Origin of the sequence: Mycobacterium pinniadriaticum (assembly GCF_026242045.1) — a bacterium.
Taxonomy (GTDB): Bacteria; Actinomycetota; Actinomycetes; order Mycobacteriales; family Mycobacteriaceae; genus Mycobacterium; species Mycobacterium pinniadriaticum.
Genome location: NZ_JAPJDO010000019.1, coordinates 80146 through 98718, shown reverse-complemented (window position 1 = coordinate 98718; position 18573 = coordinate 80146). Strand labels below are relative to the sequence as shown.

Below are 18573 nucleotides of genomic sequence, written 5' to 3'. Positions count from 1 at the left end.
CCAGATGATCCATCGGATGCTGAACTGCCGGGGCACCCGGATCCATGCCGTCGAAGAGGGTGAGGGCCCCCTGGTGGTGCTGGTGCACGGCTTCCCCGAGTCGTGGTACTCCTGGCGGCACCAGATCCCGGCCTTGGCGGCCGCGGGCTATCGGGTGGTGGCGATCGACCAGCGCGGCTACGGCCAATCCTCGAAATACCGGGTGCAAACCGCCTATCGCATCAAGGAATTGGCCGGGGACATCCTCGGGGTGATCGACGCCTATGGCGAGAAGCAGGCTGTGGTGGTCGGCCATGACTGGGGCGCTCCGGTCGCCTGGACCTTCGCCTGGCTGCATCCCGACCGGTGCCGCGGCGTGGTCGGGATCAGCGTCCCCTTCGCCGGACGGGGTGTGATCGGCCTGCCCGGCAGCCCATTCGGTGAGCGGCGGCCCAACGACTACCACCTGGAACTGGCCGGGCCGGGCAAGGTCTGGTACCAGGACTACTTCTCCGAACAGGACGCCATCATCGCCGAGATCGAAGAGGATCTGCGCGGCTGGCTGCTCGGTCTCACCTACACGGTGTCCGGGGATGCGATGAGGGTTGCGACGGCGGCCGCCGTGGCTGCCGGGGTCGACCTCGCCGCGATGGACCCGATCGAGGTGATCCGCTCCGGTCCGCTGTGCATGCCGCACGGAGCGCGCCTCAAGGACGCCTTCGTCTACCCGGAAACCATGCCGGACTGGTTCACTGAAGCCGATCTCGACTTCTACACAGGCGAATTCGAGCGGTCCGGGCTGGGCGGTCCGCTGAGCTTCTACCACAACATCGACAACGACTGGCACGACCTCGCCGAGTACGAGGGCACCCCGCTGACTCCGCCGGCGCTGTTCATCGGCGGCCAGTACGACGTCGGCACCACGTGGGGCGCCGAGGCCGCTGAACGGGCGCCCGAGGTGATGCCGAATTACTGCGGCACCCACATGGTGGACGGTGTCGGGCATTGGATCCAGCAGGAGGAGCCCAAAGAAACCAATAGGCTGCTCCTCGACTTCCTCACCGGACTCTCGTGATGGAGTCGTCGTGAGGACCGTCCACGGGCGCGTGCGGCGCGCCATCTCGGCCGTCGCCACCGGCCGCCCGGTTGTGGTGGTCGACGAGGCGGTGGCACAGGGATATCTGGTGTTCGCGGCCGATGCCGCGACGCCGGAACTTCTCACGTTCACCGTCCGGCACACCTCGGGCTACATCCGGGTCGCCTTGCCAAGTTCGGAGTGTGAGCGGCTGAACCTGCCGCCGATCTGTCGACACGACGGCGAACCTCGCGGCACCGCCACCCACCGGGTCACCGTGGATTTCCGCGAGACGGGCACCGGGATCTCGTCGATCGATCGCGCCCGAACGATCGCCGCACTGGCTTCGCCCGACGCCACCGCGGCCGACTTCCGCCGGCCCGGTCATGTGATCCCAGTCCAGGCGGGGCACCGCGGGGTGTTGGGGACCGAGCCCGGTGCCGGCGAGGCAGCGGCAGACCTGGCCCGGATGGGCATGCGGCGACCGGCCGGTGTGCTGTGTGAGCTTGTCTCCAGAGAGGATCCGGCCGCAATGGCGAGCGGGCGTGAGCTTGCGTCGTTCGCCGACCACCATCGGCTGCCGCTCGTTTCGATCGCTGAGATCGCCGCGTACCGCCGCCGCACCGAGCCGCAGGCGGTGCGGTCTGCGGAGACCACGTTGCCGACCGGCGCCGGCTCGTTCCGGGTGGTCGGATTCCGCGATATCGACGACGGCTGTGAGCACTTGGCGGTGATCGCGGGCAGGGCCGACGCCGATGCCCCCATGCCGCTGCACGTCCACGTCGAATGCCTTAGCGCATGTCTCATCCCCTGGTCGCTTCGCTCCTGCCCGCCGGATGTCTTCGGCTCGCCGGCCTGCCGCTGCGGAGCCGAACTGGACAGCGCGGTTGCGGCGATGCGCGCTCAGGGCACCGGCATGATCATCTATCTGCGCCCGCCCGAACAGCGAGCCTGCGGTCTGCACGCCGGCACGACGATGCCGGATCTGCTGACCGAAACCGTCGCCTGGATCCTGCGCGACCTCGGTGTGTATACCGTCAGATTGTCCGACGACGCACCAGAGTTGGGCCTCCTGATGTTCGGGGCGATCCGGGAGCACGGGCTGCACGTCGAGTCGTCGACCTCCTTGTGGACGGCAGCTGGCTGAGAGATGCTGTGGCACAACATGATGGGAGAGGTGACGCGATGACGCATCCGGACCTGGTCGGCAAAGCCGCGATCGTGACCGGGGCGGGTGCGGGGATCGGGCTGGCGATCGCGCGACGGCTGGCGATCGAGGGCTGCCGGGTGCTGTGCGCGGACATCAACGGCGAGTCTGCCGGTGCCGCGGCGGCGGAGATCGGCGCAGGTGCAGTCGCACACCAGGTGGACGTCAGCGACGAGCAGCAGGTGATCGCTATGGTCGAGGCGTGCGTAGAGGCGTTCGGCGGGGTCGACAAGCTCGTCGCCAATGCCGGTGTCGTGCATTTCGCGCCGCTGCTGGATACCACAGTCGACGACTTTGACCGGGTGATGCGCGTCAACCTGCGTGGCGCTTTTCTGTGCACCAAGCACGCGGCGCCCAGGATGGTGCAGCGCGGTGGTGGCGCCATCGTCAACATGTCATCGCTGGGCGGGCTGATCGCGGCCGCGGGCACGGCCGCCTACGGTATGTCGAAAGCCGGCATCATCCATCTGAGCCGCATCACCGCAGCCGAATTGCGTTCGGTGAATGTGCGCTCGAATGCGCTGCTGCCAGCCTTTGTCGATACTCCGATGCAGCAGACGGCGATGACGATGTTCGACGAAGCCCTCGGCGCGGGTGGGGCTGACACCATGATCGGCCGACTGCAGGGCCGGATGGCGGGCCCCGAGGAGATGGCTGGCGTCGTCGCGTTTCTGCTCTCGGACGACGCCTCGATGGTCAACGGGACGGCACAGGTCGCCGATGGCGGGACCGTCGCCGCGCTGTGGTGACAGCCCGCCCGGCATCATCCTGTCGGGGAGGGCAATTGACCGAGGAATTCCAGGAGCAACCGGTTTGTCTCGGCGGGCGACTCCTGCTGGATCCAGTGGCCCGCGGACGGAATGATGTGGCTGCCGCGGTAATCGGACATCTTCTCCTCGGCCCGTTCGATCGCCTCGGCACCCCAGGCGGTCGCTATGTCGTACTCGCCGCCGATGAACATCGACGGTGGCGTGAGCGGGAGGTTCTCGACTTCGTCGAGAACCTCCCAGCCGGCATCGGCGTTGTGGTAGAACGCAAGTCCGCCGGAGAAGCCGGCCCGTTCGAACTCGTTGACGTAGAAGTCCAGATCCTCGTCGGTGAACCACTCGGGCATCGACTCCGGCCACACGAAGGCGTCGTCGAGCCTGGAACCATCGGCCATGCACAGCGGGCCGTAGCGAAGGGCCTCGACCGGGTCCGCCGGTGGCACATGCCCCGCGGCAAGCGCGGCTGCCACGGCGTCACCCGACACGGTGTAGGTCAGTCCGAGGAACCACTTCCGCAGGTCCTCCTCGATCTCGTCGATGATCGCGTCCTGCTCGGAGAAGTAGTCCTGGTAGAACGTTCGACCCGGGCCGGCCAGCTCGATGTGGTAGTCGCGGGGCCGCGTCTCGCCGAACGGGCAACCCGGCAGCCCGATCAGGCCCCGCCCGGCGAAGGGGACGCTGACTCCGACGACACCCCGGCAGCGCTCGGGATGCAGCCAGGCGAACGTCCACGCCACCGGGGCGCCCCAGTCATGGCCGACCACTACGGCCTGCCGCTCGCCGTAGGCGTCCAGCAACGCCTCGATGTCGGCGACGACCTTGTCGATGCGGTAGGCGGAGTTGACCCGGAACTTCGACGACCGGCCGAAACCGCGTTGGTCGATCGCGAGCACCCGGTAGCCCGCGGCGGCCAGTGCGGGAATCTGGTGACGCCAGGAGTACCAGGACTCCGGGAACCCGTGAACGAGGATGACCAGCGGCCCTTCGCCCTCTTCGACAGCGTGGATGCGGGTACCACGGCAATCGATGTGCCGGTGAATCATTGTTGTGCTCGCTTTCTCATCGCGGAATGCCTACTGAGCCACCAGTCCGCCGTCGACAAGCAGCGGATGGCCGGTGACGAAGCTCGATTCCTCGGAGCCGAGCCAGAGTGCGGATCGCGCCACTTCCTCGGCGCTCGCGACGCGTCCCAACGGGGTCTGGTGATCGAGCGACGCGCGCAGGCCGGGAATCTCGGCGGAGACCTTGTCGAGCATCGGGGTGTCGACCATGTGCGGACAAAAGGCATTGACCCTGATGCCGTACGGGGCCACGTTCATCGCCGTCGACTTCACCAGGCCGACGACCGCATGCTTGCTGGCGACGTAGGCCGGCAACCCGGCGGGCCCGATGACACCGGCCGCCGACGCGGTGGCCACGATCGCACCGCTTCTGCGGCTGATCATCTGGGGAAGCACCGCCCGGAACGTGCGCCAGGTGCCCATCACATTGAGGTCGAGGATCCTGGCGAATTCGGTCTCGGGATAGTCCCACACATCGCCCGGCGTGCCGAGGATCCCGGCGTTCGCGAAGGCGACGTCAACCGGTCCGATCTCGTCCGCTCCGCGGGCGACGAGTGCGTCGACGTCGGCGGTTCTGGTCACATCGCAGGTGGCGCTGTACACGTCGGTGCCCCGCGCGCGCAACGAGTCCGCGACGTCGGTGAGACGATCAACTGCGACGTCGCCCAGGATCAGCCGCGCACCCTCGCGGGCGGCGGCGAACGCGATCGCCCGGCCGATGCCCGAAGCCGCACCGGTCACCAGTGCGGTCCTGCCGAGATATCGTTCACTCACGGTTGCCGTCCTCGCCGTCCATCCACTGTCAGCGGCACCGACGATAGCCACCGGCAGGGTGCCGGCATAGGGGTTGGCAAGCGGTTACCAATGCCGCGCAAGGATGTTCCAGAACCCCACCTACTGGACGGATCGGCGCCCCTACACTGTGGCCGGTACGTGACGACTCCATCGGAGGTGCGATGGTGACCCAGGTCTTCGAAGACGTTGACGCGACGGGCGTTGATCGTGCGGTGCCCGCCAGATGCACGCTGGCCACCCGCGACGGACAACTCTCGGGCGCCGAACTGCGGGTGTACCAGTTTCATTCGGATCAGACCCTGGTTCCGCCCCTGCGTGACATCGCCGTCATCGCATGGCAGACACCCACCCAGATCGCACTGAAATGCGGCGCGATCCGCAACAAGGCGATCATGTCGCCGGGAGACTTCTCCATCCTGAGACCCGGATTCGAGTCGAGCTGGCAGTGGAACCGGGGCTTTCAGGCAACTGTGCTCTACCTCAACGAGCGTCGGTTGGCTGACTTCGCATCCGAGGTCTTCGACCGGCACGTGGACAGCGTGTCGGTCCATGAGTCCTTCCAGGTTCAGGATCCGGTGATTCTGCACGGAATCACCGCGCTGGCGACGGAATTGAGAAGAGACGCTGTCGGCGGTGCCCTGTGCCGCGATGCGTTGATGACGCAACTCAGCGTCCAACTGCTGCGCCACCACGCAGAGCCGCGGCTTCGTGCGCCACGCTGCCCGGGGGCTTTGAGCGCGTTTCAGGCACGCGAGGTGGCCGATTACATCGAGACCAATCTGGCAGCCGATCTGAGCTTGGATTCGCTGGCCCGGGTCGCGGGCATCAGTCAGTATCACTTTGCGCGACTGTTCAAGCGGCGCTTCGAAATTTCACCGCATGCCTACGTGCAGCGCCGCCGTGCGGAACGGGCGCGCCACCTGATCCTGCACAGCGATATGGAACTGAAGGCAATCGTGGGCGCCACCGGGTTCTGCGACCAGAGCCACATGACCAAGTCGTTCAAGCGGGTTTTCGGTGTGACGCCGGCTGAGTTCCGGCGCTCGGGCTGAGCAAGCCCGCACCGAGAACGGCGCAAGTCCGTCCAAGACGCGGTCCGTGAGCGGACGCAGACTCGTTCTCATGACGGGCAAAGACGGCATCCGGTTCGGCGGCTTCGGCGGCCGCCACGCGATCGTGATCGGGGCGAGTACAACAGGTCTGGCAGCCTCCGCGGTCGCCGCGCGGCACTTCGACGCGGTGACGACAATCGATCGCGATACCCTCCCCGACGAACCGCGGTGGCGGAAGGGCGCCGCGCAGTCGCACCACGGCCACATCCTGCTGCGCGGCGGGCAGAACGTGTTCAACCACTATTTCCCCGGTTTCACCACCGACATGCTGGCCAAGGGCTCGGTCGAGGTGGACATGGGAAACGACATCTGCTGGTACCACTCCGGCGGTTGGAAGAAACGTTTCGACAGCGGCCTGACGATGCTGTGTCAGACCAGAGGTTTCCTGGAGCTCAACCTTCGTCAGCGACTGCTGCAGCTGCCGAATGTGACCATCGAGCAGAACACCAAGGTCGAGGGTTACCGCACCCAGGGTAGGCGGATCACCGGCGTCGACCTGGCCGATGGAACATACCTGGACGCCGACCTGGTGATCGACGTCAGCGGACGCAACTCGGAGACGCCGCGCCAGCTGTCTTCCCTCGGTTTCGGATGCCCGCCAGTGAGCGAGTTGAAGGTTGATATCGGCTATTCGACGACGCTGTTCACCCCGCCGCCCACACCGCGCGACTGGAAGGGAATGCTCATCCACTCCAAGCCGCCGGCCACTCGCACAGCGGCGTTGCTACCCACCGAGGGTGGCAGGTGGATCGTCACGCTGCTCGGCTGGCAAGGCGACTATGCTGGCGGGGACATCGGCAGTTTCCTGGAGTGGACAACAGGGCTTCCGGTTCAGGATCTTCATGAGGTTCTCAGCGACTCCACGTGTGTGGAAGACGTACACCGGTGGCGGTTTCCGGCGAACCTGCGCCGGCATTACGACAAGCTGGCGTCGGCACCCGAGGGCCTGGTCGTGGTCGGCGACGCAAACACGTCGCTGAACCCGCTTTACGCACAGGGTATGTCGCATGGCGCGATCGGTGCCAGCATCCTCGACGTCTGCCTGAGCGAGCAGCGAGCGGATGTGGGTCCGGGGCGCATCGACGGGCTGGCCAAGCGTTTTCATCGCGCCTACAGCGGATTTCTCGACGAGTGCTGGTTCACCTCGACAGTGGAGGATTACGGCGCAGTCTCCACCGGTGGCGGTGGCCGACTGGTGTCGAAGGTCGCCAGCTGGTATCTCGGGAAGGTCACCGAGATGACTTGGCGGGATACCGAAGTGGCCCGTGAGTTCATCGACGTCATGCATTTGCAGCGTGCGCCGATGGTACTGTTGCGGCCGTCGCTGGCGCTGAAGGCGCTGTTACCGTCGTCTCCCGCAGCTCACCAGTCCCGGCCGGCACGGGCGTAAGCGCTCACCGGTCGGTGCTTGCCTGGCTGGTCAGGATCGCGCACGCGATGGTGGTCATCTCCAGGGCGACGTCGGTCCTGCGGGTGAGATGCCATGTCCGCGAAACGTCTTCGATGAAACTGACGGCGGCGGCTACCAGTAGGCGGGCCTGCGCGACGCTGGTCTGCGGGACCAGCGTGCGAATCAGGTCGATCCACACCCCGTCCCGGTCGGCTTGATTCCTGACGATGGTGTCGCGCACCTCCGCGGACGCGTATGCCAGTTCGGTGATCGACACCGACACCAGGTCGGGGTTCTCCAGACTGATCCGAACCCGTCCGGCGACGAGTTGCTCCAGCCGTTGCACCGCAGGGTTATTCGTGCGCAGGGCGCGGATGCACTCCAGCGCCGACCATTCGTCGAGGCGGCGAACCAGAGTGTCGAGGATGGCCTGTTTGGAGGAGAACGAGCGGTACAGGCCCGGCCCTGCGATACCCACACGTTTGCCGATATCGGCCGTGCTGACGGCGGGAAATCCGCGAGCGCGGAACAGCTGTGCGCCGGCGGCCAGCAGCGTCTCGTATCGGGAGAACGACGCCGCCTCCCGGTCAGCCGGGGTCTCCATCGGTTCGAGCGCACCGATCGGCGGGGTTTGCGCAGCCGCCATACACGCCCGGTAAAGGACATCTTTGAGTTCGGTTGCCGGCAGGCTGAGATTGTGCCGCCCGAGACTGGTCAGGGTGCTCGATGCGGCCCACGCTCGTAATTCGATGTGTTGGGGGCTCAGCTGCGGCATCTCCAGCCGAACGCCGGCTTGGATGCCGGCCACGATGGCATTGATGCGGCTGCGCACTTCCGCCCGGTCGTCCTCGGTGAGATATCGCGCCTCCCGTTGCCACAGGACGGTCAGCGCCCTCGTCTCGACCGCGGCCGAGAGTAGTTCGGGCAACTCGTCATGCAAGGGACGGGCCGCCGACTCTGTCCGGCCCTCGGGGTTGCGGACACTCTGGTACTCGTCCTGCGCGTTCAAGATGGCCGCGGTGAGCAGGGCCTGCTTGTTGTCGTAGTGGCGATAGAGGGCGCGGGCCGTCACGCCGGCCGCTTCGGCAATCTCCTCCAGCTTGACCGAATGGAATCCGCGGTCGATGAACAGCCGTGCGGCCTGGTCGAGGATTTGCTTCTTGCGGTCCTTCGGCCTGCGCCTGACGGCCGGGACGGTTGGCTGCATTGCGGTGAATGCTCCTTCCTGCTCGCCGGATCGCAACATCTTCCCAGATCCTATCGAGCGCGAATCTGGAACGTACTAAAAAAATACATGAGTTCGAGAAAATAGCTATCTGCGTGGGACATTAGGGCTACATGGCTGGCCGCTACTGCGTATCAGCTATAGACATAAGTGAGCGGTCGGCGTAGTCTCCTGATGGTGATCGGTCGTCTCGATGCGACGGTGAAGACATCCGGCGCGACTTCGCTGAGTCACCTGCCCGCTGTGGTGGGTGGCACCGCCCGGGTGCGAAGCGACGTGCGCCGGCCCGACCCGGGCGACTTGATCGTCGGCGTGCAGAAGGCGCTCGACCAGCTCATCGTGTCCTCCTCGATGGATGAGCTACTGGCGCGGGCCGCCGAGGCGGCCGGTCAGATCGGCTTCAGCCGAGTCTTGCTCTCCCGGGTGGACCATGGCATCTGGCTGACCCAAAGTGCCCATGCCGTGGATGATCCCGACTTCGCCGAGCAGCTCTTGGCGTTCGGAACCGCGCATTCCCGGGCGCTCACCGGCCAGTTGCTCGAGTCCGAGATGCTGCTCAGCGGAGTCCCGATTCTGGTCTCCGAGGCCCAATCGCACCCCCGAGTCTTCCGTAAGCTCGTGAGGTTCGCGCGGACAACCGATTACGTCGCCGCGCCGGTACAGGCGTGGGGCTTCCCGGTGGCGATGGTGCATGCCGACCGATATCCGGATCGCAGCGTTGCCGAGATGGACCGCCGGCTGCTCGGTCTGTACGCGGGTGGCCTGGGGCTGGCCATCGAGCGTGCGCAGCTCGCCGACCGGCTGAAGGCGATCAATCAGGCCTCGGTCTCCCCAGGTGACCGGGCAGGCGACGGGTGTGAGGGATCGCCGAACCAGCCGGCGCCGATACGACTGGCCGCGGTGTCCCCGTTACCGAGCGCCGAACATGCCACCGAACGGCTTTCGCCGCGTGAATGGGATGTGTTGCGCAGCATCGCTTTGGGAAAGACAAACGCCCAGATCGCCACCGGCTTGTTCCTGGCCGAGAACACGGTGAAGGTTCACGTCAAGCGGATCCTCCGGAAGCTGGGGGCGGCCAACCGAACCGAGGCCGCCGCGCTGTATCACCGGCTCACCCGCCGAGGTCCCTAGGCCGAGCTAGGTCCGCACCACGGACGGTCCCATGGCCTCGTACCGGCGCGCCTCGGTCAGCGGCAGCTCGGTGCCGGTCACGATCGCGTCGAAATCCGAAACTTCGGCGAACCGGCAGAAACTGCTCACACCGAACTTCGTGTGTGCGGCCACCAGAACCCGGCGGCGCGCGACCTTGACCGCGGTCTGCTTCACCGCCGCCACCGCCGGATCCGGTGTGGTGAGGCCGTGTTCGGGTGAAATCCCGTTCGTCCCAAGGTAAGCGATATCGATCACCAGGCGGCCCAGCATGTCAGTCGCCCAATGATCCACGGTCGCCAGGGTGCGGCCCCGCATCCGTCCGCCGAGCAGCAGGACCGTCACCGATTCGCTGTGTGCCAGCGCCTCGGCGGCCAGCAGCGATGACGTGACCACCGTCAGCTCCTCGTCGGCGAGCCGCTCGGCGATCAGCCGCGGGGTGAAACCCTCGTCCAGGTAGACGGTTTCGGCCCCGTGTAACAGATCGGTCGCACCACCCGCGATCCGGTGCTTCTCGGCGAGATCCACCTGGCTGCGATACTCGACTGTCGACTCGAAGGCGGCGGTCTCCAGCGGGACGGCGCCGCCGTGGACGCGCTTGAGCATTCTACGGCCGGCCAGAACCTTCAGGTCGCGGCGGATCGTCTCGGCCGCGACGTCGAGTTCCTCGGCCAGCGCGACTACCTCGACCCGCCCCCTGGTGCGGGCGAACTCGACGATGCGGCCTTGACGGGTGTCCGAATCCACGTCCGTATTCTCACCCGCCGGCGCCGCCGAGCACCGACTGGACCTCCTCGGCGCTGGTGGCATCCCGAAGCCGGGCCACCTCGTCGGAATTCAGGAACACCCCGGCGATCTTGGTCAGCAACGCCATGTGGTCCTTTCCGGCACCGGCGATGCCGACGACGAACTCGGCCGGCTTGCCATTCCAGTCGATCGGCTCGGCATAGCGCACGAACGAGATCCCGGTGCGCCGGATCGAGTCTTTGGCCTCGTTGGTTCCGTGCGGAATGGCCAGACCGTTACCCATGTAGGTGGACACCGAACCCTCTCGCTCGTGCATGGCGTCGACATAGGCCGGTTCGACGGCACCACACGCCACCAGCAACCGGCCCGCCTCGCTGATCGCCGCGTCTCGGGTGGTGGCGGTGCCGGCCAGCACAATGGAATTCACGTTGAGCACGTCCTCGGCGGGCTCGTCCTCAGCGGCCGCTTCGGCAGTCGGGCCGCCGGCGGCGCCGGCGGCGCCGTTGACGCTGCCGAGCAGGTCCACGATCTCGTCGTACTGCGGGGCGTTCATGAAGTTCTCGACGGACACGTGGGTCGCCGACGGCGTCTTCTGGCGGGCTCGTGCGGTGAGGTCCTGGTGCGTCACCACCAACCCGTAGTCGTCGGTGAGGTTCGAGATCGCCTGATTGGTGACTTTGACGTCGGTGAAACCGGCACCGTGAATCTTCTTGCGCAGCACCGACGCACCCATCGCCGAGGACCCCATACCGGCATCGCAGGCGAACACGATTCTGGTGATCGGGCCGCTGGCCTTCGAACCCACCAGGGCGGATGCCACGCTGGATTTCTTGCCCTTGAGGGCCTCCATCTCCGCGGTGGCCGCGACCAGGTCCCCGTCGTCGGTGGAGCGGTCGGTCTTGAGCAGCAGCGAGGCCACGACGAACGAGACTGCGGCGGCCCCGAAGACCGAGAGCGTGACACCCAGGTAGCTTCCCGTCGCGGTCTGTGCGTACACCGCGATGATCGAGCCGGGTGCGGCCGGTGCGCGAAGTCCGGATCCGAACAGAACGTTGACGAAGATGCCGGTCATCCCGCCCAGGATGGTGGCCGCGATCAGCCGCGGTTTCATCAGTACGTAGGGGAAATAGATCTCGTGAATGCCGCCGAAGAAGTGGATGATCGCCGCGCCCGGAGCCGAGGCCCGCGCAGTGCCGCGGCCGAACGCCATGTAGGCCAGCAGGATTCCCAGACCGGGGCCGGGATTGGCCTCCAGGAGGAAGAGCACCGACTTGCCGGTTTCCAGGGCCTGGGTGGTGCCCAGCGGCGTGAGCACTCCGTGGTTGATGGCGTTGTTGAGGAACAGCACCTTGGCCGGCTCGATGAAGATCGAGGTCAGTGGCAGCAGGTCGTGGGCGACCAGGAAATCCACCACATTGCCGGCCGCGCGGCTGAACGCCGAGACAATCGGCCCGATCCCGAAGAAGCCGAATACCACCATGATGAGCCCGACGATTCCGGCCGAGAAGTTGTCGACCAGCATCTCGAAACCGGGTCGGATCTTGCCGTCCCAGATCGCGTCGATCTTCTTCATCGCCCAGGCGCCCAGCGGGCCCATGATCATCGCGCCGAGGAACATCGGGATGTCCGAGCCGGCGATGACGCCCATGGTCGCGATGGCGCCGATGACGGCCCCCCGGGTGCCGTAGACCATCCGGCCGCCGGTGGACCCGATCAGGATCGGCAACAGGTAGGTGATCATCGGCGCGACGACGCCGCCGTCGGCGAAGTCGCCCCAGCCGCCGATCTGGGCAACCCAGCCGCCCGGGTCGCGCAGGCCGGCGAAGATGCCGGTCAACCAACCGGCCTTGATGAACAGCGCGGTGATCAGGCCCCACGCGATGAACGCCCCCATGTTGGGCATGACCATGTTCGACAGCGAGGTGCCGAATTTCTGCACGTGCACCCTCGCGCCGGTGCGGGACTTCGTCTCGGTGATGGACAACTCAGGGCCTCCGATCGTGGGGTGATGCCTGTCACATCTGAATCCCAGTAAAACGCATAACCGGGCATCAACGCAAGAGATCGGTCACAAATGGGCGCAAAAAAGTGTGGTTTTATGCCCGGATTACCGCTAGGGTGTTGTTTGGCACACAGTCGTATCGCCGGCTTCGCCGGAGACCATCGGAAGGACGAGCACCATGAAAGCCCTGCGCTTCTACGCCCCGGAGGATGTCCGGCTGGAGGATGTTCCCGAGCCCACCTGTGGTGCCGACGAGGTCAAGATCCGGGTGCGCAACTGCTCGACATGCGGCACCGACGTCAAGATCTTCTACAACGGTCACCAGAACCTCACCCCGCCGCGGACCATCGGGCACGAGATCGCCGGCGAGGTCGTCGAGGTCGGCGCCGACGTCAACGCGACCTATGGCAGCGACTGGCGGGTCGGCGACCGGGTCCAGGTGATCGCCGCGGTGCCGTGCGGCACATGCCACGAATGCCGTAAGGGCTGGATGGCGGTGTGCCAGAACCAGACCTCGGTGGGTTACCAGTACGACGGCGGGTTCGCCGAATACATGATCGTGCCCAGGCAGGTGCTGGCCGTCGACGGCCTGAACCGCATTCCGGACAACGTGGGCTTCGACGAGGCGTCCGCCGCCGAGCCGTTCGCATGTGCCATCAACGCCCAGGAGCTGCTCGGGATCGAAGAGGGTGACACCGTCGTCGTGTTCGGCGCCGGGCCGATCGGATGCATGCACATCCGGATCGCCCGGGGCGTGCACAAGTGCGGCCCGGTCTATCTGGTCGACGTCAACGACAGTCGCCTCAAGATGTCAGCGGACGCGGTCGATCCCGACGGGGTGATCAACGCCGCCGACGTCGACGTCGTCGCCAAAGTCATGGAACTGACCGGTGGTCGCGGCGCCGACGTCATCATCACCGCCACGGCGGCCAACATCACCCAGGAGCAGGCCATCGCGATGGCCGCCCGCAACGGCCGGATCTCGTTCTTCGGCGGGCTGCCCAAGACCAACCCGACGATCACCTGCGACTCGAACGTCGTGCATTACCGGCAGCTGCACATCCACGGCGCCAACGGCTCGGCCCCCGAACACAACAAGCGCGCGCTCGAATACATCTCCACCGGGCAGGTTCCGGTCAAAGACCTCATCACCAGCCACATCTCCCTCGACAACGTGCTGGATGCGTTCGGCATCGTCAAGAGCGGTGAGGCCATCAAGGTCACCGTCGAGCCTTAGACCGATCGCGAAAACGGGTTCTCCCGGCTAGAGAACCGTAAGGATCGTGGTGGCCGATTCACGCACCGCGGCCGTCCTGAGCGCACCGACCTCGGCGTAGGCGGGATCGGTCACCACGGCGAACCGGCCTCCGGCCGCTTCCACCAAAGGCTTTACAGCGGAGAGATATTCGGCGTAGCGCTGGCGGCCGCCGTCATGGAACCACAGCATGTTCAGTACCGCGATGCCTGGCTCGAGCACCGCCGCACCGGGGTCGGGCGGTTCAATGGCGCACCGAGTCAACACCGCGCGGTGGACCGCATCGGAGCGAAGGTGCGCTACGCGGCGGTAGCGGTCACTGTCGACCATGTCGTCGAACGCTGCCGCCGACGGGTAGCGGACGAAGCCCACCATGTCCGGATCGAATCCGCCCTCGAGCGGTTCGTCCACCATGAGGAACGGCGTAACCAGTTCCGCGCCGACGTCGGCCAGGATGGGCAGCACCTCCCCGCCGTATTCGCCGTAGAGCTGCATCCCGTCGGGGCGAAACCACAGGGTGTTGAACATCGCGATCGGTTGGTCGGGTCGAGTGGTTTCCGGCATGGCCGTCATTGTTCTTGCCGGTGGCCGTCGTGATGTCGACCTGCTCGACTGGACTGCGCCGTGTGGTAGGGGGCGACGAAGAACCCTTGGCCCGGTGTGACACAACAGACATCCGCGCGCGCGTCAGCAGGGTACCGCATATACCCCCATGGGTATATGGTGGAGGCATTGGCAAGAACGACGAAAGGACCACCAATGACCACCGAAGAACATGTCTCGGATGGTACGGGGATGCCCCGGATCGGCGATCCGGCTCCGTCCTTCACCGCGGAGACCACCCAGGGCCCGATCAACTTCCCGGCTGACTATGTCGGGCAGTGGGTCATTTTCTTCTCGCACCCCGCTGACTTCACCCCGGTCTGCACCAGCGAGTTCATGACCTTCGCCGCGATGGCCGACAAGTTCGCCGCCTACAACACCGCACTGGTGGGTTTGTCGGTCGACGGTCTCTACAGCCACATCGCCTGGCTGCGCACCATCAAGGAGAAGATCACCTTCCGCGACATGCACGACGTCGAGGTGAAGTTCCCTTTGGTGGAGGATATCTCGATGGAGGTCGCGCAGAAGTACGGGATGATCATGCCCGGGGAGGACTCGACCAAGGCCGTGCGCGCGGTCTTCATCGTCGACCCCAAGGGTGTGATCCGCACGATCATCTACTACCCGCTGAGCACGGGCCGCAATTTCGACGAATTGTTGCGTGTGGTCAAAGCACTGCAAACCGCTGATCATTTCGATGTCGCGACACCCGCAGACTGGCGGCCCGGCGACCGGGTCATCGTTCCCCCGGCGGGGTCGTGCGGCACCGCCAAGGAACGGATGGCCGGCGACACCGACGGCGTCGAGTGCGAGGACTGGTTCTTCTGCACCAAGGAAATTCCGGCCGACGAGATCGACCGCGCAATCCGGAAGAAGTGATGATGACAACCGACATGATGGCGACACCGGAAGACATCGACGCCGCAGCGGCTGTGCGCCTGGCGAACGAGTCCGGGGCGGTACTGCTCGACGTTCGCGAAGACGACGAATGGTCGGCGGGACACGCGCCGGGCGCGATTCACATCCGCCTCGGCGAGCTGGATCCCGCTCGGCTCGGCAAGGCACAACCTGTCGTGGCGATCTGCCGCTCGGGAAACCGATCACGGACTGCGGCAGTCAAACTGGCGGCAGCGGGACTCACCGTCTACAACCTCGGTGGCGGGATGAAGGCATGGCACGGCGGCGGCCGCCCGGTGGTGCGTGAGGACGGAACCGCCGGAACCGTCATCTGAACGGCCAGATACGCCGTCGTGACCGTCCGGCTTGCTGTTCCAGCAGATGCGGGGCAGTCTCTCGCAGCACGGCTTCGATGGCCTTCAGGCTCGGGTTGACCAGAGCGTCCTGCCCCACGAACACCGTGGGGACCGTTTCGTTGCCGCCGGCGACCTCTCGCACCCGGGCGGCCGCCTGGGGTTCCTCCCAGATGTTGATCTCCTCGACCGGAATCCCGCTGCGGCGCAGCCGGCGGCGCAGCGCCACGCAGAACGGGCAGCCGGGTCGCCAGTACAGCTGGATCGAGGTGATCACGGCTGTGGCTTCCCGCCGCGCAGATACACCGTGGTGGTGTGGGTGTAGAACTCGCGCGACGCGCTGCCCTGCTCCTTGGGGCCCAGCCCGCTCTTCTTGGCCCCGCCGAAGGGCACATGCGGATCGGCGCCGGCGGACTCGGAGTTGACATGTAGCACACCGACGTCGACCTGGTCGACCGCCTGAAGTGCGCGGGTCACATCCTGGGTGAACACCGCCGCGGACAGGCCGAACTCGCTGTCGTTGACCAGTGCGAACGCCTCGTCGGTATCGGCGGCGCGGCGCGCCGCCAGCACTGGGCCGAACAGTTCCTGCGACCAGATATCGGCGTGTGCCGTCAACTCCACGACGGTGGGTGCGACGAAGAACCCGTCGGCCAGCGGCCCTTTGAAGTAGGGGTGGCCACCGGTGAGCACGTCGCCGCCTTGCGAGATCGCTGAGCCGATACCCGCATAGATGCCCCGCTGGGCCATACCGGTGATCACCGGTCCCATCTGTGTCGCCTCGTCGGTCGGATCACCAACCGCCAGCGCGGCCGTCCGTGCCGACAGTTCCGCGAGGAAGCGGTCGGCGATCCGCTCGGTGACGATCAATCGTGATGTGGCCGTGCACTTCTGGCCGGTGGAACGGAAGGCGCCGAGCATCACCTGGTCGAGTGCCATGTCGATGTCCGCGTCGTCGAGGACGACGGCGGCATTCTTGCCGCCCATCTCGGCCTGGACCGGGACTCCCCGGGCCGCGGCAGCCGAGGCGATGCGGCGTCCCACACCGGTGGAGCCGGTGAAGCTGATCGCGTCGATGCCGGCGTGGTTGACCAACGCCTCGCCGACCGGCGAGTCACCGATCACCAGGTTCAAGACACCCGCCGGTAGCCCGGCATTCGTCAGCGCCTCCGTCAGCCGGATCGCCAGCAGCGGAACGGTGGATGCCGGCTTCCACACCACGGTGTTGCCGTGCACCAGCGCGGGCGCGATCTTCCAGGCGGGGATCGCGATGGGGAAGTTGAACGGGGTGATGACGGCGACTACCCCAACCGGCTTGCGGGTGACCAGGATCTGCTCGCCGGCCCGTGGGGAGGCGAAGATCTCGCCGGCCTGCCGGTCACCCTCGTTGCCGTAGTACCGCAGGATCTGGGCGGCCCGCCGGACCTCGCCGATACCTTCGGCCTTGGTCTTGCCCTCCTCGGTGGTCAGCTCCAGACCCCAGGCGAGTGCATTGCTCTCGACCACCGCGGCAGCCTCGAGCAGAAGGGCACCACGCTGGTGGATCGGCGTATTGGCCCACCCCGCTCGTGCCTCTCCCGCCGCGGCCACCGCGCCGTCGACATCGGCCAGTGTTGCGCAGTTTCCCTCCGCGACAACCTCGTTCGGGCGCGTCGGGTTGAGGCTCGTCACCGAATCCCCGCCGCCGTCGCGCCAGTGCCCGTCGATCAGCTGCCGGATCTCGACGACGCCTGTCATCTCAGCGGAACGCTGCTTGTCCGGTCAGGGCCCGCCCGATCGACAGCAGGTGCATCTCGGAGGTGCCCTCGTAGGTGAGCACCGACTCGAGGTTGTTGGCGTGCCGCAGCGGGGAGTATTCGAGGGTGATGCCGCTGCCACCCAACAGGGTTCGGCATTCGCGGGCGATGGCCAGTGCCTCGCGAACGTTGTTGAGCTTGCCCAGGCTGATCTGTTCGGGCCGGGCACCTTCGGCGTCCTTCATCCGGCCCAGGTGCACAGCCAGCAGCATGCCCTTGCCCAGTTCGAGGGTCATGTTGGCCAGCTTCTCCTGCGTCAGCTGGAAACTCGACAGCGGGCGGTCGAACACCTCACGCTCCCGGGCGTAGGCGATGGCGGTCTCCAAACTGTCCCGCGCAGCGCCGAGCGCGCCGAACACGATGCCGAACCGCGCCTCGTTGAGACAGGACAGCGGTGCGCCCAGGCCGGTGGCTTCCGGTAGCTGCGCGGACGCGGGCAGCCGGACGTTGTCCAGCACCAACTCGGAGGTCACCGAGGCCCGCAGCGACAGCTTCTTGTGGATGACGTTGGCGGTGAACCCGGGAGTGTCGGTGGGCACCAGGAACCCGCTGATATCTCCGGCGCCGTCCCCCGTTCTGGCCCACACCGTGGCCACATCGGCGAGATTGCCGTTGGTGATCCACATCTTGGTGCCATCGAGCACCCAGTCGGCGTTTTCTCCGGCGCCGGAGCGCCGCGCGCGGGTGCGCATCCCGGCCGGGTTGGAACCGAAGTCGGGCTCGGTCAGGCCGAAGCAGCCGATGGCCTCCCCGGTGGCCAGCCTGGGCAGCCACTCGTCCTTCTGTTCGTCGGAGCCGTACCGGTAGATGGAGAACATCGACAGTGAGCCCTGTACCGACACGAAGCTGCGGAAGCCGCTGTCGCCCGCCTCGAGTTCCATGCAGGCCAGCCCGTAGCTCACCGCGTTGGTGCCCGCGCACCCGTACCCGTGCAGATGCATGCCCAACAGGCCCAGCTGGCCGAACTCCTTGCCGAGTTCTTTTGGCAACGCGCCGGATTCGAACCAATCCCCGACATTCGGCCGAAGCCGGGTGTCGACGAACTTGCGCACGGTGGCCGCGATGTCCCGTTCGTCGGAGTCCAGGAGGCGGTCGGTGGCGAACAGCTCAAGCGGGCTGTACACGTCCTTCTTGGCCGGCGCCGTGGTGGTGCTCATGGC

General features: G+C 66.3%; 18 protein-coding genes. 9 read left to right on the top strand and 9 right to left on the bottom strand.

Annotated features, from left to right (window positions below):
- The first annotated feature begins 4 nt into the window (after window positions 1-4).
- The 3 genes from ORI27_RS20185 to ORI27_RS20175 are packed head-to-tail and all read left to right on the top strand — an operon-like array spanning window position 5 to window position 3010.
- Window positions 5-1054, top strand: coding sequence for an alpha/beta fold hydrolase (locus ORI27_RS20185; protein WP_265998719.1), 1050 nt, complete (start codon window positions 5-7; stop codon window positions 1052-1054).
- A 10-nt stretch (window positions 1055-1064) separates the two neighbouring features.
- Complete coding sequence (locus ORI27_RS20180) at window positions 1065-2201, top strand: 3,4-dihydroxy-2-butanone-4-phosphate synthase (protein WP_265998720.1); 1137 nt, start codon at window positions 1065-1067, stop codon at window positions 2199-2201.
- 38 nt (window positions 2202-2239) lie between these two features.
- Window positions 2240-3010 (top strand): SDR family oxidoreductase, encoded by a 771-nt coding sequence (locus ORI27_RS20175; RefSeq protein ID WP_265998721.1) that lies wholly within the window; start codon window positions 2240-2242, stop codon window positions 3008-3010.
- A 14-nt stretch (window positions 3011-3024) separates the two neighbouring features.
- Here the strand turns inward: ORI27_RS20175 and ORI27_RS20170 are convergent, their stop codons facing one another.
- Both ORI27_RS20170 and ORI27_RS20165 read right to left on the bottom strand, forming a co-directional pair.
- Window positions 3025-4071: an alpha/beta fold hydrolase gene (locus ORI27_RS20170; protein ID WP_265998722.1), complete on the bottom strand. Its 1047-nt coding sequence runs from the start codon at window positions 4069-4071 to the stop codon at window positions 3025-3027.
- A 30-nt stretch (window positions 4072-4101) separates the two neighbouring features.
- On the bottom strand, window positions 4102-4863 hold the full coding sequence (locus ORI27_RS20165) for an SDR family NAD(P)-dependent oxidoreductase (protein ID WP_265998723.1): 762 nt from the start codon (window positions 4861-4863) through the stop codon (window positions 4102-4104).
- Between the two features lie 182 nt (window positions 4864-5045).
- Here ORI27_RS20165 and ORI27_RS20160 point away from each other — a divergent pair, with 182 nt between their 5' ends.
- A complete protein-coding gene (locus ORI27_RS20160) occupies window positions 5046-5936 on the top strand; it encodes an AraC family transcriptional regulator (protein WP_265998724.1) in 891 nt (296 codons plus the stop codon).
- Window positions 5937-6006: 70 nt separating this feature from the next.
- Entirely contained in the window at window positions 6007-7386 is a 1380-nt protein-coding gene (locus ORI27_RS20155; RefSeq protein ID WP_265998726.1) for an FAD-dependent oxidoreductase, read from the top strand.
- Between the two features lie 4 nt (window positions 7387-7390).
- On the opposite strand, the gene ORI27_RS20150 is transcribed toward ORI27_RS20155, so the two are convergent.
- Window positions 7391-8593, bottom strand: coding sequence for a TetR/AcrR family transcriptional regulator (locus tag ORI27_RS20150; RefSeq protein WP_265998727.1), 1203 nt, complete (start codon window positions 8591-8593; stop codon window positions 7391-7393).
- A gap of 192 nt (window positions 8594-8785) precedes the next feature.
- Here ORI27_RS20150 and ORI27_RS20145 point away from each other — a divergent pair, with 192 nt between their 5' ends.
- The gene (locus ORI27_RS20145; protein WP_266074012.1) at window positions 8786-9742 is read left to right on the top strand and encodes a helix-turn-helix domain-containing protein; all 957 of its coding nucleotides are present in this window, start codon (window positions 8786-8788) and stop codon (window positions 9740-9742) included.
- A 6-nt stretch (window positions 9743-9748) separates the two neighbouring features.
- Here the strand turns inward: ORI27_RS20145 and ORI27_RS20140 are convergent, their stop codons facing one another.
- Both ORI27_RS20140 and ORI27_RS20135 read right to left on the bottom strand, forming a co-directional pair.
- Window positions 9749-10507 carry a DeoR/GlpR family DNA-binding transcription regulator gene (locus ORI27_RS20140; RefSeq protein ID WP_265998729.1) on the bottom strand — a complete coding sequence of 253 codons (759 nt, stop codon included), beginning with the start codon at window positions 10505-10507 and terminating at the stop codon, window positions 9749-9751.
- Window positions 10508-10517: 10 nt separating this feature from the next.
- Window positions 10518-12416, bottom strand: a complete 1899-nt coding sequence (locus ORI27_RS20135; protein ID WP_265998798.1) for a PTS mannitol transporter subunit IICBA — start codon at window positions 12414-12416, stop codon at window positions 10518-10520.
- Between the two features lie 271 nt (window positions 12417-12687).
- Between ORI27_RS20135 and ORI27_RS20130 the strand changes: the two genes are divergently transcribed.
- Window positions 12688-13746 (top strand): zinc-dependent dehydrogenase, encoded by a 1059-nt coding sequence (locus ORI27_RS20130; protein WP_265998730.1) that lies wholly within the window; start codon window positions 12688-12690, stop codon window positions 13744-13746.
- Between the two features lie 27 nt (window positions 13747-13773).
- On the opposite strand, the gene ORI27_RS20125 is transcribed toward ORI27_RS20130, so the two are convergent.
- A complete protein-coding gene (locus ORI27_RS20125; protein WP_265998732.1) occupies window positions 13774-14328 on the bottom strand; it encodes a DUF1330 domain-containing protein in 555 nt (184 codons plus the stop codon).
- 195 nt (window positions 14329-14523) lie between these two features.
- Here ORI27_RS20125 and ORI27_RS20120 point away from each other — a divergent pair, with 195 nt between their 5' ends.
- Together ORI27_RS20120 and ORI27_RS20115 are read left to right on the top strand one after the other, a co-directional pair.
- Window positions 14524-15246: a peroxiredoxin gene (locus ORI27_RS20120; protein WP_407666375.1), complete on the top strand. Its 723-nt coding sequence runs from the start codon at window positions 14524-14526 to the stop codon at window positions 15244-15246.
- A gap of 2 nt (window positions 15247-15248) precedes the next feature.
- Window positions 15249-15599 (top strand): rhodanese-like domain-containing protein, encoded by a 351-nt coding sequence (locus ORI27_RS20115; RefSeq protein ID WP_265998733.1) that lies wholly within the window; start codon window positions 15249-15251, stop codon window positions 15597-15599.
- Here the strand turns inward: ORI27_RS20115 and ORI27_RS20110 are convergent.
- From ORI27_RS20110 to ORI27_RS20100, 3 genes are read right to left on the bottom strand one after another with little or no spacing between them, the layout of a single operon-like run.
- On the bottom strand, window positions 15592-15894 hold the full coding sequence (locus ORI27_RS20110; RefSeq protein ID WP_265998734.1) for a glutaredoxin family protein: 303 nt from the start codon (window positions 15892-15894) through the stop codon (window positions 15592-15594). The two genes, ORI27_RS20115 and ORI27_RS20110, sit on opposite strands and share 8 nt — an antisense overlap.
- On the bottom strand, window positions 15891-17354 hold the full coding sequence (locus ORI27_RS20105) for an aldehyde dehydrogenase family protein (RefSeq protein ID WP_265998735.1): 1464 nt from the start codon (window positions 17352-17354) through the stop codon (window positions 15891-15893). The genes ORI27_RS20110 and ORI27_RS20105 overlap by 4 nt, the downstream gene beginning before the upstream one ends.
- Window position 17355: 1 nt before the next feature.
- Window positions 17356-18570: an acyl-CoA dehydrogenase family protein gene (locus ORI27_RS20100; RefSeq protein ID WP_265998736.1), complete on the bottom strand. Its 1215-nt coding sequence runs from the start codon at window positions 18568-18570 to the stop codon at window positions 17356-17358.
- Window positions 18571-18573: the final 3 nt, after the last annotated feature.

Coding starts and splice junctions, on each gene's coding strand:
- ORI27_RS20170 (WP_265998722.1), bottom strand. CDS start 4,071: ATGATTCACCGGCACATCGATTGCCGTGGTACCCGCATCCACGCTGTC.
- ORI27_RS20150 (WP_265998727.1), bottom strand. CDS start 8,593: ATGCAGCCAACCGTCCCGGCCGTCAGGCGCAGGCCGAAGGACCGCAAG.
- ORI27_RS20185 (WP_265998719.1), top strand. CDS start 5: ATGATCCATCGGATGCTGAACTGCCGGGGCACCCGGATCCATGCCGTC.
- ORI27_RS20125 (WP_265998732.1), bottom strand. CDS start 14,328: ATGCCGGAAACCACTCGACCCGACCAACCGATCGCGATGTTCAACACC.
- ORI27_RS20105 (WP_265998735.1), bottom strand. CDS start 17,354: ATGACAGGCGTCGTCGAGATCCGGCAGCTGATCGACGGGCACTGGCGC.
- ORI27_RS20100 (WP_265998736.1), bottom strand. CDS start 18,570: ATGAGCACCACCACGGCGCCGGCCAAGAAGGACGTGTACAGCCCGCTT.
- ORI27_RS20115 (WP_265998733.1), top strand. CDS start 15,249: ATGACAACCGACATGATGGCGACACCGGAAGACATCGACGCCGCAGCG.
- ORI27_RS20160 (WP_265998724.1), top strand. CDS start 5,046: ATGGTGACCCAGGTCTTCGAAGACGTTGACGCGACGGGCGTTGATCGT.
- ORI27_RS20135 (WP_265998798.1), bottom strand. CDS start 12,416: ATGGTCATGCCCAACATGGGGGCGTTCATCGCGTGGGGCCTGATCACC.
- ORI27_RS20120 (WP_407666375.1), top strand. CDS start 14,524: ATGACCACCGAAGAACATGTCTCGGATGGTACGGGGATGCCCCGGATC.
- ORI27_RS20130 (WP_265998730.1), top strand. CDS start 12,688: ATGAAAGCCCTGCGCTTCTACGCCCCGGAGGATGTCCGGCTGGAGGAT.
- ORI27_RS20155 (WP_265998726.1), top strand. CDS start 6,007: ATGACGGGCAAAGACGGCATCCGGTTCGGCGGCTTCGGCGGCCGCCAC.
- ORI27_RS20145 (WP_266074012.1), top strand. CDS start 8,786: ATGGTGATCGGTCGTCTCGATGCGACGGTGAAGACATCCGGCGCGACT.
- ORI27_RS20175 (WP_265998721.1), top strand. CDS start 2,240: ATGACGCATCCGGACCTGGTCGGCAAAGCCGCGATCGTGACCGGGGCG.